13 protein-coding genes are annotated in these 13718 nt (G+C 65.1%); 8 read left to right on the top strand and 5 right to left on the bottom strand.

Annotation, left to right across the window (positions count from 1 at the left end; genetic code table 11):
• Positions 1–68 precede the first annotated feature (68 nt).
• On the top strand, positions 69–476 hold the full coding sequence (gene rnk / locus G559_RS0103150) for a nucleoside diphosphate kinase regulator (protein ID WP_028626856.1): 408 nt from the start codon (positions 69–71) through the stop codon (positions 474–476).
• Positions 477–601: 125 nt separating this feature from the next.
• Here rnk and G559_RS0103145 read toward each other — a convergent pair whose 3' ends face one another.
• The 4 genes from G559_RS0103145 to argH form a co-directional block, all read right to left on the bottom strand.
• The gene (locus G559_RS0103145; RefSeq protein WP_028626855.1) at positions 602–3439 is read right to left on the bottom strand and encodes a class I adenylate cyclase; all 2838 of its coding nucleotides are present in this window, start codon (positions 3437–3439) and stop codon (positions 602–604) included.
• A gap of 104 nt (positions 3440–3543) precedes the next feature.
• Positions 3544–3786: a TIGR02647 family protein gene (locus tag G559_RS0103140; RefSeq protein ID WP_028626854.1), complete on the bottom strand. Its 243-nt coding sequence runs from the start codon at positions 3784–3786 to the stop codon at positions 3544–3546.
• Positions 3787–3864: 78 nt separating this feature from the next.
• Positions 3865–4143, bottom strand: coding sequence for a hypothetical protein (locus G559_RS0103135; protein WP_036996820.1), 279 nt, complete (start codon positions 4141–4143; stop codon positions 3865–3867).
• Between the two features lie 59 nt (positions 4144–4202).
• The gene (gene argH / locus G559_RS0103130) at positions 4203–5597 is read right to left on the bottom strand and encodes an argininosuccinate lyase (protein WP_028626852.1); all 1395 of its coding nucleotides are present in this window, start codon (positions 5595–5597) and stop codon (positions 4203–4205) included.
• 219 nt (positions 5598–5816) lie between these two features.
• Between argH and G559_RS0103125 the strand changes: the two genes are divergently transcribed.
• From G559_RS0103125 to G559_RS0103100, 6 genes are all read left to right on the top strand, one after another.
• The gene (locus G559_RS0103125) at positions 5817–6899 is read left to right on the top strand and encodes a sensor histidine kinase (RefSeq protein ID WP_028626851.1); all 1083 of its coding nucleotides are present in this window, start codon (positions 5817–5819) and stop codon (positions 6897–6899) included.
• Positions 6896–7642 carry a LytR/AlgR family response regulator transcription factor gene (locus G559_RS0103120; RefSeq protein ID WP_016495333.1) on the top strand — a complete coding sequence of 249 codons (747 nt, stop codon included), beginning with the start codon at positions 6896–6898 and terminating at the stop codon, positions 7640–7642. The genes G559_RS0103125 and G559_RS0103120 overlap by 4 nt, the downstream gene beginning before the upstream one ends.
• A gap of 147 nt (positions 7643–7789) precedes the next feature.
• The gene (hemC, locus tag G559_RS0103115; protein WP_028626850.1) at positions 7790–8728 is read left to right on the top strand and encodes a hydroxymethylbilane synthase; all 939 of its coding nucleotides are present in this window, start codon (positions 7790–7792) and stop codon (positions 8726–8728) included.
• Positions 8725–9495: a uroporphyrinogen-III synthase gene (locus G559_RS0103110; RefSeq protein ID WP_028626849.1), complete on the top strand. Its 771-nt coding sequence runs from the start codon at positions 8725–8727 to the stop codon at positions 9493–9495. The genes hemC and G559_RS0103110 overlap by 4 nt, the downstream gene beginning before the upstream one ends.
• 16 nt (positions 9496–9511) lie before the next feature.
• On the top strand, positions 9512–10645 hold the full coding sequence (locus G559_RS0103105; RefSeq protein ID WP_028626848.1) for a uroporphyrinogen-III C-methyltransferase: 1134 nt from the start codon (positions 9512–9514) through the stop codon (positions 10643–10645).
• A complete protein-coding gene (locus tag G559_RS0103100; RefSeq protein ID WP_028626847.1) occupies positions 10642–11892 on the top strand; it encodes a heme biosynthesis HemY N-terminal domain-containing protein in 1251 nt (416 codons plus the stop codon). The genes G559_RS0103105 and G559_RS0103100 overlap by 4 nt, the downstream gene beginning before the upstream one ends.
• A 52-nt stretch (positions 11893–11944) precedes the next feature.
• Here G559_RS0103100 and G559_RS0103095 read toward each other — a convergent pair whose 3' ends face one another.
• Positions 11945–13009 carry a PQQ-dependent sugar dehydrogenase gene (locus G559_RS0103095; RefSeq protein ID WP_245586465.1) on the bottom strand — a complete coding sequence of 355 codons (1065 nt, stop codon included), beginning with the start codon at positions 13007–13009 and terminating at the stop codon, positions 11945–11947.
• A 124-nt stretch (positions 13010–13133) separates the two neighbouring features.
• Between G559_RS0103095 and G559_RS0103090 the strand changes: the two genes are divergently transcribed.
• On the top strand, positions 13134–13625 hold the full coding sequence (locus G559_RS0103090; protein ID WP_028626845.1) for a disulfide bond formation protein B: 492 nt from the start codon (positions 13134–13136) through the stop codon (positions 13623–13625).
• The last annotated feature ends 93 nt before the right edge of the window (positions 13626–13718 follow it).

Here is a 13718-nt window from a genome sequence, read left to right as displayed (position 1 = left end):
TCTGAAACCCCGCCTTCGGGCGGGGTTTCGCTTTTTTCGCTACCTGCATAAGGAGTCGCGCGTTCGCCATGAACACCCACCCGCCCATCACCATTACCCGTCTCGACCTGCAACGCCTGGAGCGCCTGCTCGACAGCCTGGAGGAGTTCGGCCCCGCCGCCGAGGCGCTGGAGCGCGAGTTGGCTCGCGCTCAGGTGGTTGGCCATGAGGAAGTTCCGCCGGGCGTCGTCACCATGAACTCCCGCGTGCATTGCCGCGAGGAAAGCAGTGGCAAGGACTATCACCTGACGCTGGTCTACCCGGAAGACGTGGGTGGCGAAGGCAAGGTCTCCATCCTCGCCCCGGTGGGCAGTGCGCTGCTCGGCTTGTCCGTCGGTCAGCACATCGATTGGCCGGTGCCCGGCGGCAAGACCCTCAAGCTGACCTTGCTGGAAGTCGAGTACCAGCCCGAAGCGGCCGGCGAGTACAGCCGCTGATCCTTCCAGCCGTAGGGGCGATTTCAATCGCCAGGCGGACCGACGGTTCGCTTCTTTTGATTCGATTGGGGCGGCTTTGCCGCCCTTGGCGAATGAATTCGCCCTTAGAGAGAAGGGGCCGCGATTCAACCGTCGCGCAGCGCCCGGTTCAACCGTTCTTCCAACTCCACCTTGTAGCGCAGGTAGTGGACGGTCTGCGCCTGACCCTTGCCAGGCACCCGCGACAGGTCGAGGTCGGTGATGTAGCACGGGTAGCGCTCAGGCGTACGGCGCTGGGCGAGGATGTGTCGGGCTACGGCGGCGAAAAGGCCGGTGCCGTACTCCAGTTCTGAGAATTCGCGGTGGTTGCAGTACAGGGTCACATGCACCAGGCCCTGTTCAGCCGGCTCGACGATGGCCTGCACGTCGTAGAAGGGGTGGCTGACCGCCGCTGAGGGCACCGGGCGTCGTTCCAGGTGGCGGCCTTGGCGAACCACTTCGTAATAAAGGATTTCCGGCACCAGCGCAGCGTGCGGACTGTCCAGTGGCAACAAGGCATTGCGTCGGTAGAGCAGCGACTGCAGGAAGCGGTGCAGTGGCGTCAGCAGGCTCTGCTCGTCACGGAAGGGCAGGCGTTGGCGCCAGAGAGCGTTGTGCTCGTCCAGCAGGCTGATCTCGGCACTGTCGCCCTCCCGGCGGTAGAACACCTGGATGCATTCCGGTCGGCCGATGGGCAGGATCACCGCGAGATCCTGATCTTCCAGGGCGTGGCGATCCAGTTGCAGAGGGCTGAAGCCCGGAAGGTCGCGCCCCAGGTGCTCCACCAGCCCCGGCAGGTCGACCAGGCTGGCGTGACTCACCTGGCCTGGCTCCAGTTGTAGTACGTGGAAGCGCTGCTGGATTTGCAGCAGGAAGCGCGGCACTCCGGCTGCGCCGAGCAACGCCTGGGCGTCGTCGAACAGTTCTTGTACCCGCTGGCCGATGGCCTGGGCCCGGTTGCGGCAGAAACAGCGTACCCGCAGGCCGGGGCGTGCGCTGCTGCTGGGTAGACTGTTGAGGTAGTCCCGCAGGCAAGCGAGCAGGGCGTCTGGACCCTCGAAACGGTTGACCAGCATCTCGTTCCAGCTGTTCAAGGTCACTTGATCGATGGTCAACACCAGGTTTTCGCGCGCCCCGGAATAGCCCAGGGCATCAGTGCGCTCGGTGGTCAGGTGGAGGTTTTTCTGGCTGTGCTGTTTCAGGGGGTCGACGCCGATATTCACCAGCAACAGCACCTCGGTCGGCGCGCCGGCCCGTAACAAGGCGCTGTCGTCCACCTGTCCCAGAGGCTGGGGGAACGCCTGCTGCAGACTGGTCAGCAGGTTGGACAGTTCGTACTCGGTCAGATCGCTGCTCCCCGGGTGCAGGGAAACGCGGGTACTGGTGTCGATCACACCGTTGCGATGACACCAGGCGAGGAGCGGCATCAGTTCGCGGCTGCGTTTCAGCGGCGCGAAGTCCTGCCATTCCAGGGCATTCAGGCTGCCGGAAAATAGCGCCCACTGGGTTTCGCCCTCGGCATCCGGGCTGGTGCACTGCACCAGGGTGAGGGTGTCTTCGGCGATGTCCGGGGCGATCCCGGGGTTGATGAATTCCACCTTGCCCGCCTTGCGCTCGAAGGCAGCGTAGAGTCGCCGACCGAGTACGCCCAGGTCGCGACTGCTGAGCGTGCCACTGGCCTGTTCGCTGCGGGCGAACTGGGAGAGGAAGCGGTAGCTGTAGGTCAGCTCATTGACCAGGGCGCGGCGCTCGGTCAGCACCTGGCGTACTTTCCACTGGCTGCGGCTGTCGAGCATCGCCAACTGGCGTTGCTGCCAGTGCCATTCGGCGGTCAGGCGCTCCAGCAGCAGGCGCTGCCAGCTCTTGTTGCGGTTGCGTGGTGGCCGGCTGAGTTTTTTGTTCACCTTCAGGTAAAGGCAGCGGCGGATCAGCTCGAGGCGCTCGGTTTCGTTGCGCCCGCGCAGGTACTCCTCCAGGCGGCGGTAGACCACCATGTAGGGGTCCAGCTCGTCCAGGTCCAGGCGGTTGGCATAGACCGCTTCCTTGAAACGCAGGGACAGGCAGGCCACCTGCGGATGCTCGCTGGCGTAAACCTCGGTGAGCAGCAACTTGAGCACTGACTTGTAGGGCGATTCGATGCCCTTGAACAGCTGCCACATGCTGGCGCCGATGAACTCGCCGGGCGGAATGTGCGCCAGGTGCCCAAGGTCGAGAACTTCTTCGGCGCGGATGAAACGCTTGGACAGCAGGGTCTCGGTGTACTCGGTGTAGCGAGCCTCTTCGTACACCGGCACCAGCCACCAGAGCGGGGTGCGCCCGGCGAGCCAGATGGCGGTGCGATAGAACTCGTCGAGCAGCAAGTAGTGCTGGGTGGTGCCGCAGTCGTCGGAGGTCAGTCGTGCCTCGCGATCGCCCTGGGTGAAGCGGGCCGGGTCGATGAGAAAGAAGTGGGCTTCGGCACCCTGGCTGGCCGCCCATTCCTCCAGGGCGCTGCACTTGCGTTGCAGTTCGGCGGTGGCGGCGGCATCCATGTCCGGCGCGTGGCAGACCCAGATGTCCATGTCGCTCTGTTCGGCCTGGGCGATGGTCCCCAGGCTGCCCATCAGGAACAGGCCGTGGATCGGCGTTGGCTGCGGGGCGCGGCGCGGCTTGTAGGCGAAGGAGCGGGTGAGCCGCTGGACTTCGGCCAGCAGGTCGTCATCGGGCTCGTAGGCGGCGACCCCGGCCGGCGTGGTGCCGGAGACGTAGCCGGGCAGCAGCGGGTGGTTGACGTGGAACAGCAGTGGCAACAGCTTCAGGACCAGTTGCTGGCGCGTGGACAGCGCCTGCATGGCGCGATCCAGGCGGCCATTGTTGACCTTGAGGAAGCGGGCGCGCAGTTGCGCGAGGACCTTGCGGTCGATGCCGTCGTCGATGTCCGGGCGGATTTCCTGGGTGCGCGTCATGCTCTGCTCATGTCCCGATGCTGGCAGCCTGCCGTCAGCCTTCACTGCCGGCAGGCGTCCGCATTGTATCGCCCGTTATGTTGCCGACTTGAGCGGCAGCGGCTTCAGGCGGGCTGGGGCTGGAGAATGGTGCGCAGGGACTGGACGTGTTCGGCAGCATCCAGGCCGAGGCTGGTCAGGTAGCCGCCGTCGGGCTGGGTGATCAGGCCCTTCTGGTGCAATCGCATCACTGCGGCCTGGGCCTTGGGGTTGGCATTGTTGTGGACTTTCAGGCCTTCCTGGGTGTTATCCAGGTTGAACAGGGCCAGCAGTTCGAATTCGGCAATGAGTTCGGGGGTGAAGACCATGATCGCTCCTAGTTCTTGTTGTACCGCGGAGGCCGGCAATGGCCGGCCGGAATCTGGAGTCTATGGAGTGTAGAGAGGTCAGGCCTGATCTTCAGGCAGGTCCGGCAGTGCCCGCAAGGCCTTTTCGTACCATTCGGTGTCGAAGGCGCGGTCGGCCGCGAGCATGGCATCGATCTCGTGGGCCAGGACCAGCGCCATCAACTGGAGAATCTCCTCGCGCTCGTAGCCCACCAGGCTGAGCTTGTTGAAGGTGGCGCGGGCGGCGGGCGGTTCGCCGGCCTCGATCTGGTTCTCGATGGCCTGGGTCAGCGTGGCTTCGGCGAAGGCTTCTTCGCCGTCATCAATGTCGTCGGTCATTGCGATTTCCTGTCATCGAGACAACCGGGCGGCGCATGGGGCGCCACCCGGCAAGAGGGTCAGCGGGCGGCGAGCAGGGCTTTGCCGCGCACAACGGCGGCGCGTACCTGATTCGGTGCAGTGCCGCCGATGTGGTCACGGGCGTTGACCGAGCCTTCCAGGGTCAGCACGGCGAAGACGTCGTCGCCGATCTGATCGCTGAACCTGCGCAGCTCTTCGAGGCTCATCTCGGCCAGGTCCTTGCCGCTGTCCACGCCGTACTTCACCGCGTGGCCGACGATTTCGTGGCAGTCGCGGAAGGGCAGGCCCTTGCGCACCAGGTAGTCGGCGAGGTCTGTGGCGGTGGAGAAGCCGCGGCGGGCCGCTTCACGCATGATCTCGCGCTTGGGCTTGATCGCCGGAACCATGTCGGCGAAGGCGCGCAGGCTGTCGCGCAGCGTGTCGGCGGCATCGAACAGCGGTTCCTTGTCTTCCTGGTTGTCCTTGTTGTAGGCCAGCGGCTGGCCTTTCATCAGGGTCAGCAGGCCGGTGAGGGCGCCGAATACCCGGCCGGATTTACCACGTACCAGCTCCGGCACGTCGGGGTTCTTCTTCTGCGGCATGATCGAGGAGCCGGTGCAGAAGCGGTCGGGCAGGTCGATGAACTGGAACTGGGCGCTGGTCCAGAGCACCAGCTCTTCGGAGAAGCGCGACAGGTGCATCATCGCCAGGGACGCCGCGGCGCAGAATTCGATGGCGAAGTCGCGGTCGGACACGCCGTCCAGGGAGTTGCCGCCAACGGCGTCGAAGCCGAGCAACTGGCAGGTGATTTCGCGCTGGATCGGGTAGGTGGTACCGGCCAGGGCGGCGGAACCGAGCGGCATGCGGTTGACCCGCTTGCGGCAGTCCACCAGGCGCTCATGGTCGCGGCTGAGCATCTCGAACCAGGCCAGCAGGTGGTGGCCGAAGGTCACCGGCTGGGCGGTCTGCAGATGGGTGAAGCCCGGCATGATGGTGTCGGCTTCCGCTTCGGCCAGACCGAGCAGGCCCTGCTGCAGGCGGGTGATTTCGCCGAGGATGATGTCGATCTCGTCGCGCAGCCACAGGCGGATGTCGGTGGCGACCTGGTCGTTGCGCGAACGGCCGGTGTGCAACTTCTTGCCGGTGATGCCGATGCGGTCGGTCAGGCGCGCTTCGATGTTCATGTGCACGTCTTCCAGGTCCACGCGCCAGTCGAAGCTGCCGGCTTCGATTTCGCCCTGGATCTGCTTCAGGCCGTCGATGATGGTGTCGCGCTCTGTCTCGCTGAGTACGCCGACCTGTGCCAGCATGGTGGCATGGGCGATGGAACCCATGATGTCGTGGCGGTACAGGCGCTTGTCGAAGTCTACGGACGCGGTGAAACGGGCGACGAAGGCGTCGACGGGCTCGCTGAAGCGGCCACCCCAGGACTGGTTGGTCTTGTCGGTGCTCATGGGTTCACTCGGTGAGGATGGTGAAAGAAAGCCGATGGGCCGGAAAATACCGTCGATAATAACAGTGTTGCCGAAAAAACCGGCGCGGCCTGTCCGGTCGGGGACTGGGCAGTTTGCCGGAGCCTTTCACGGACGTGCCGTGGATTTGATGGTTCAGTACAGGCTTTTGCCCGGCGACCCCGATTTGTCGCCTGCCGGGCCATTGGGGATATGTCCGGGATGCCGAAGCGCCTGAAAAAGAAAGCGCGTTCCAGAACCGCCAACGACGATTTCTTTCTGCCGGAGCTGTGCCTGCCCGAAGCATTGCTCGGGCTGGTACTGCTGGCGGAACTGCTGGTGCTGGTGCTGGTGCTGGCCGAGCCCATGCTGCCCAGCTTCAACTGGGTGCGCCTGGCCCTGACCTCGCTCTTCGTGCAATGGATCGTCCTGCTCTCCGCGGCGCTGCTGTGCCAGCTGCGGCCGCTGCTGGCGCGTTTGCGCGCGGCGCTGGCCGGTGGCCTCTGTTGCGCCTTGGTGGTGGGCCTGACCCTGGCCGGCACCGCGGTGGCCGACTACTTCGATCTCGGCGGGCCGCTGCCGCGCGATGGCGAGGTCAACCTCTACCTGCGTCACGGGCTGATCAGCCTGATCATGTCGGCGTTGCTGCTGCGCTATTTCTACCTTCAGAGCCAGTGGCGCAAGCAGCAACAGGCGGAACTCAAGGCGCGTATCGAGTCCCTGCAGGCCCGCATCCGGCCGCACTTCCTGTTCAACAGCCTGAACAGCATCGCCAGCCTGGTGGTGATCGACCCGGACAAGGCCGAGCAGGCTGTGCTCGACCTCTCCGACATATTCCGTGCCAGTCTGGCCAAGCCCGGCACCCTGGTTGATTGGGGCGAGGAGCTGGAGTTGGCGAAACGATATCTCTCGATCGAGCAATATCGTCTCGGAGAACGGCTACAGTTGGATTGGCAGGTGAATGAAGTACCGGACGATCTACCAATCCCTCAGTTGACGCTGCAGCCCTTGCTGGAGAACGCCCTGATTCATGGCATCCAGCCGCGCATCGAAGGGGGGCTGGTACGGATCGAAGCGGATTATCGCGACGGTATGTTCCGCCTCTGCGTGAGCAACCCTTACGAAGAGGTCCAGGGGCAGTTGCCATCGCGTGGTACCCAGCAGGCTCTGCGCAATATCGACGCCCGCCTGACGGCACTTTTCGGGCCGCGGGCAAGTCTCAGCGTGGAGCGCCGTGACGGCCGCCACTTCACCTGTCTACGCTATCCTTGTGCGAGACTCACGCAGGAAGCCCGTGCGATATGAATGTCCTGATCGTCGACGATGAACCCCTTGCCCGCGAGCGCCTCAGCCGTCTGGTCGGCGACCTCGAGGGGTACCGTGTACTGGAGCCTGCCGCCAGCAATGGCGAGGAGGCACTTACTTTGATCGACAGCCTCAAGCCGGATGTCGTTCTGCTCGACATTCGCATGCCCGGCCTGGACGGGTTGCAAGTGGCCGCCAGGCTCTGTGAGAAGGAGGCACCGCCAGCGGTGATCTTCTGCACGGCACATGACGAGTTCGCCCTGGAGGCTTTCCAGGTCAGCGCCGTGGGCTACCTGGTCAAACCCGTGCGCTCCGAGTCGCTGGCCGAGGCGTTGAAAAAGGCCGAGCGACCAAACCGTGTGCAACTCGCTGCGCTGACCCGTCCTGCTGCGGTCAGCGGGAGCGGTCCCCGAAGTCACATTAGCGCCCGTACCCGGAAAGGAATCGAATTGATCCCGCTGGATCAGGTGATCTTCTTCATCGCCGACCACAAGTACGTGACCCTCCGTCACGAACACGGTGAAGTGCTGCTCGACGAGCCATTGAAGGCGCTGGAGGACGAATTCGGTGATCGCTTCGTGCGCATCCACCGCAACGCCCTGGTGGCGCGCGAGCGCATCGAGCGCTTGCAGCGCACCCCTCTGGGGCATTTCCAGCTCTATCTCAAGGGGATGAACGGGGAGGCCCTGACCGTCAGCCGCCGCCATGTCGCCGGTGTGCGGAAACTGATGAACAACCTCTGACCGGTTGCCGTCGAACAGATTGACGGCCGTCCGGCGTTCGCCCGCTGCGTTTCTTCGACAACCCGTGTCGCTGCGCGACAACCGCCCGCGCCCAGGCTGTTCGCGGGCCTGTTATGATTCCGGGTATCACCGTTTCCGGAAGTGAAAATGTCTCGCGAGATCCGCATTGCCACCCGCAAGAGTGCCTTGGCCCTGTGGCAGGCCGAATACGTCAAAGCCCGTCTCGAGGAGGCGCACCCTGGCCTCAAGGTCAGTCTGGTGCCCATGGTCAGCAAGGGTGACAAGCTGCTCGACGCGCCGTTGGCGAAAATCGGTGGCAAGGGCCTGTTCGTGAAGGAACTGGAAACCGCCCTGCTGGAGAACGAGGCCGACATCGCCGTGCACTCCATGAAGGACGTCCCCATGGATTTCCCCGAAGGTCTCGGCCTCTATTGCATCTGCGAGCGTGAAGATCCGCGCGACGCCTTCGTCTCCAACCGCTTCGACAGCCTCGACGTCCTGCCTACCGGCAGTGTGGTCGGCACCTCCAGCTTGCGTCGCCAGGCTCAACTGCTGGCCCGCCGGCCGGACCTGAAGATCCAGTTCCTGCGCGGCAACGTGAACACCCGCCTGGCCAAGCTGGATGCCGGCGAGTACGACGCCATCATCCTCGCTGCTGCCGGCCTGATCCGTCTCGGCTTCGAGGATCGCATCCGTTCCTCGATCAGTGTCGAAGACAGCCTGCCAGCCGGCGGCCAAGGTGCCGTTGGCATCGAGTGCCGGACCGCCGACAGCGAGATCCATGCGCTGCTGGCGCCGCTGCACCACCAGGACACCGCCCTGCGTGTCACCGCCGAGCGCGCCCTGAACAAACGCCTGAACGGCGGCTGCCAGGTGCCTATTGCCTGCTACGCCGTACTTGAAGGCGACCAGCTCTGGCTACGCGGACTGGTCGGCCAGCCCGATGGCGGCCAGCTGCTGCGCGCCGAAGCCCGCGCTGGTGTCGCCGATGCCGAGGCCCTGGGTGTGAAGGTCGCCGATGAACTGCTGGAACTGGGCGCCGAGGCTATCCTCAAGGCCGTCTACGGCGAGGCCGGTCACCCGTGACGGGCTGGCGGTTGCTGCTGACGCGCCCCCTTGAGGAGTGCGAAGCCCTGGCCGCGACTCTGGCGGAGCAGCAGGTCTTCAGCAGCAGCCTGCCGCTGCTGGCCATCGAACCTCTCGCGGAAACGCCCGAACAGCGCAGCGTCATCCTCGAACTCGACCGTTATTGCGCCGTGGTGGTGGTCAGCAAGCCTGCGGCACGTCTCGGCCTCGAGCGGCTCGACCGCTATTGGCCGCAACCGCCGACGGACCAACACTGGTTCAGCGTCGGCGCAGCCACCGGCGCCTTGCTCCAGGACTACGGCCTGCCTACGGCCTGGCCGGAGGCAGGTGACGACAGCGAGGCCTTGCTGACGCTGCCGCAACTGGCCGAAGCGCTGTCCGTGCACGACCCCAGGGTGCTGATCATGCGCGGCGAAGGTGGCCGAGAATTCCTTGCCGAGCGCTTGCGCGGCCAAGGCGTCGCGGTCGACTATCTGGAACTCTACCGGCGCTGCCTGCCGGATTACCCGGCCGGCACCCTGGCGTCTCGTGTCGAGTCGGAACGCCTGAACGGCCTGGTGGTCAGCAGTGGCCAGGGGCTGGAGAACCTCCAGCGTCTGGCCGGGGACGCCTGGCCAGAGCTGGCCCGCCTGACCTTGTTCGTACCCAGCCCGCGGGTGGCTGAACAGGCTGCCGAGGCGGGCGCGAAGAATGTTGTGGACTGCCGTGGCGCCAGTGCCGCGGCCTTGTTGGCCGCGCTCAGGCAGTATCCGGCGCCGGCCCACTGATGCGAAGGATGGATACGTGAGCGAAGCAGAAGCCCCGAAACAAGAGCAACACACCGCAGCCGCCGAACCCGTCACCCCCAGCAGTGCTGCGCCTGCCCCTCGAGGCAATGGCCTGGCCCTGTTCGCCCTGCTGGTTGGCGCCGCCGGCATCGCCACAGGCGGCTGGGGCATCTGGCAGGTTCGAAATCTGGAAGCCCGCGACCAACAGCAGCTCAGCATGGTCGAAGACGCGCGTGGCCAGACCCGCGCCCTGGCCGAGCGCGATCAGCAACTCACCCAGCGCCTGGAAGAGCTGCCCAGCGCCGCCGAGCTGGATGAGCGTCGCCGCCTGCTGGTGGACCTGCAGGGCGACCAGCAGCAACTGCGCCAGCGCCTGGAAACCATCCTTGGCGCCAGCCGCAAGGACTGGCGCCTGGCCGAGGCCGAGCACCTGCTGCGCCTGGCCAGCCTGCGCCTGTCTGCATTGCAGGACATCTACAGCGCCACCGCACTGGTGCAGGCGGCCGACGACATCCTTCGCGAGCAGGATGACCCCGGAGCCTATGCTGCCCGCGAGCAGCTGGCGAAAAGCCTGGTCGCCCTGCGCAGTACCGCGCAGCCGGACCGCACCGGCCTGTTCCTGCAACTGGGTGCCCTGCGTGAACAGGCAGCCCAGCTCAATCCGCTGGTACCTGCTTTCGAGGACAAGGGTGGTGTGCTGCTGGACATGGCCGCCGAGGGCGATGGCCGCAGCCGCTGGTCCGAGTGGCTGGAAAAGCTCTCTCACTACTTCCGCATCCAGCTGAATGCCAGCCAGGACATCAAGCCGCTGCTCGCAGGTCAGAGTCTGTCGCAGGTCCGGCTTGCCCTGTCGCTGGCTCTGGAACAGGCGCAATGGGGCGCGCTGCACGGCCAGACCCAGGTCTACCAGCAGTCGTTGCGCCAAGCCCGTGAAGTGCTCAGCGGCCACTTCAACGAAGAGAACCCGGACAGTCGCGCCCTGCTGGCCCGACTCGACGAACTCGCAGGCAAGCCTGTGGAAGTGCAGGCGCCTGATCTCGCGCCGGCGCTGAGTGCGTTGCAGTCCTATCTGCAGCGTGTTCCTGGCGCTACTTCCGCCGAAACCGAGGAGCCGGGTGCTGCCGAGCCGGCCAAGGAGGCCGGCCAATGAAGCGCCTGTTCAAGGTCCTGCTGATCCTCCTGGTGATTGGTGCTGCCGCTACGCTCATTGGCATGGCGGTGGCCCAGCACAAAGGCTACGTGCTGGTGGCCTACAAGGGCTTCCGCTACGAATCCACTCTCTGGGCCACCCTGGCGCTGCTGGCGGTGCTCTGGTTGCTGTTCGCTGGCCTGCGATACCTGCTGCGGCTGGTGGCAGTGTCTGGTGGTGTGGTCAATCCCTGGTCGCGCCGCAATGCCCGGCGCCGGGCGCGTCTGGCTTCCGAGCAGGGCCTGCTGGATCTCGCCGAAGGCCGTTGGGCGCGCGCACTACGTCATCTCAAGCGTGCCGCCGAAGGCGATTCGCAGCCGCTGATCTATTACCTGGGCGCCGCTCGCGCCGCGCAGAAGATCGGGCAGACCGAAGAAGCCGAGCAACTGCTGGAACGTGCCCTGGAGCGCCAGCCCCAGGCCGAGCTGGCCATCGCCCTGGCCCATGCCGAGTTGCAGCTGGACCGTGGTGACTCCGTTGCCGCACTGGAAACCCTCAAGGCCGTTTACGAGCGTCATCCGCGTCATCACCAGGTGCTGCGCCAACTGCTGCATCTGCATGAGGTGCGCGGCGACTGGTCCTCCCTTGTTGGCCTGCTGCCGACCTTGCGCAAAGAGAAGGCGCTGCCGGAAAGCCAACTGGCAGAGCTCGAGCTGCGTGCCTGGAGCGCGCGCCTGCACCAGGCTGGCGAGGAGGGGCAGAACGAAGGCGAAACCGCCCTGCAGCCCCTCACCCGGGCCTGGCAGCAGCTGACGTCCTCCCAACGCAATGAACCCCGCCTGGTGCTTGCCTTCGCCGAGCAACTGCGTCGGCTGGGAGCGGAGGAAGAGGCCGAGGAATCCGTGCGCAGCGCCATCAAGCGCGGCTACGATGATGCCCTGGTGCGACTTTACGGCCTGCTGAGAGGTCGCGATCCGGCCCGTCAGTTGCAGACGGCTGAAGGCTGGTTGAAGGAGCACCCGAGTGACGGGACCTTGCTCCTCTCCCTGGGCCGGCTGTGCTTGCGCAACCGCCTTTGGGCCAAGGCCAGGGAGTACTTCGAGAGCAGCCTGAGTTTCCGTCGTGATCCGGAAACCTGCGCGGAGCTGGCTCGCCTGCTGGCGCAGATGGGCGAGGTGGAGCGCAGCAACCAGCTCTTCCAGGAAGGGCTCGGCCTGCTCGACCAGCGCCTGCCGGCCTTGCCCTTGCCGGCCGAAAAGACCGCCTGATGCGAAAAGGCCCGGGAAACCCCCGGGCCTTTTTCATCACGCCTCGCTCGGTTCAATTCCCCACATAGTCGATGCGATAGATCGCCCCGGCGTGGTCGTCGCTAACCAGCAGGGCGCCGTCCGGGGTAACCAGCACGTCCGCCGGGCGGCCCCAGACTTCCCCATCCTCCAGCCAACCCTCGGCGAACACGCTCTGGCGTTTCAGGCTGCCGTCGGGGTTAAGCTCAACCCGCTTGATCCGGTAGCCAATTTTCTCGCTGCGGTTCCAGGAGCCGTGTTCGGCGATGAACAGATTGTTGCGGTACTCCGCCGGGAACTGGCTGCCGGTGTAAAAGCGCAGGCCGAGTGGCGCCACATGAGGACCGAGCTTGGCCACGGGGGAGACGAATTCGCTGCAGGGGCGCTGGGAGAATTCCGGGTCAGGCACCTCGCCGGCATGGCAGAAGGGAAAACCGAAATGCTGGCCAGCCTTTTCCAGGCGGTTCAGCTCGCAGTCCGGCACATCGTCACCCATCAGGTCGCGGCCGTTGTCGCTGAACCAGAGCTCACCGGTCTGCGGATGCCAGTCGAAGCCCACTGTGTTGCGCACGCCGCGCGCCACCAGCTCCATGTCACTGCCATCGGCGTTCATGCGGTGGATGGCGGCGTAGAGGTCCGGATTCTCGTTGCAGACATTGCACGGTGCGCCCACCGGCACGTAAAGCTTGCCGTCAGGGCCGAAGGCGATGAACTTCCAGCCGTGGTGGGTTTCTCGCGGCAGGTCCGCGTAGACCACCTCCGGCTTGGGTGGTGCGTCCAGTCGCGACTCTATGTCGCGCAGACGCAGGATTCGGCTGACCGCCGAGACGTAAAGGTCGCCCTCCTTGTAGGCTACGCCGACCGGCAGCTGTAGGCCGCTGGCGACGGTGCGAACCTTGCCGCTGGAGGGCTCCAGTGCGTAGACCTTGCCCGCCGCATTGCTGCCGACGAATAAAGTCCCGCGTTCGCCCCAGACCATCTCCCGGGCATTGGCAACCTGATCGCTCAACAGCGTGATGCGAAAGCCTTCGGGCAGCCTGATGCGATCCAGAGGCAGGGCAGCAATCGCCAGCCCAGGCAGCAGCAGAAAGGTAAGCATCAGAAGCCGACACATGGCAGAGTTCTCCGGATAGACGACCTCCACCAGCCTAGACGGTCGCCTTGAAAGCCCAAGGTGCTTTCCACTACCGTATCGCCCTTTCCGATAACCCAACGGAGCCGCCATGTCCCTGGCAAGCCCGCGTTCGCTTTTCCTGCTCGCCTTCCTTGGCTGTGTCGCCGTCATGGGCGGTGCGCTTTATCTCGAACACGTCCTCGGTCTCGAGCCTTGTCCGCTGTGTATCGTCCAGCGAGTGTTCATCATCGCCTTTGGCGTCATCTGCCTGATCGCTGCACTGCATGGTCCAGAGCGCACCGGGCAGCGCGTCTACGCCGTACTGGCGTTGCTGTTCTCCGCAGGCGGCGCTGCTGCTGCCGGGCGCCAGATCTGGCTGCAGAGCGTGCCGGCGGACCAATTGCCTGCCTGCCTGCCGAGCTTCGACTACATGATCGAGGCGTGGCCCTTCCTCGATATCCTCAAAACCATGCTCCACGGTACTGCCGATTGCGCGGAAGTGACCTGGACCCTGTTCGGCATGAGCATCCCCGAGTGGAGCCTGCTGGCCTTTGCCGGCTGCGTGCTGTTCTCGCTCTACCAACTGCTGCGCCGCGCCTGACCGAATTGGGCGCATGACCTGTCATGCGCCCTTCGCTTGCTAGTTCCCGCCTGTTCTCCTGCGTTCTTTCCCTGCGCCAATCCCTCGCGCAGC

Origin of the sequence: Metapseudomonas resinovorans DSM 21078, from assembly GCF_000423545.1 — a bacterium.
Classification (GTDB): Bacteria; Pseudomonadota; Gammaproteobacteria; order Pseudomonadales; family Pseudomonadaceae; genus Metapseudomonas; species Metapseudomonas resinovorans.
Note: the sequence above shows the minus strand (reverse complement) of the source record. Positions and strands in the feature narration are given on the sequence as shown.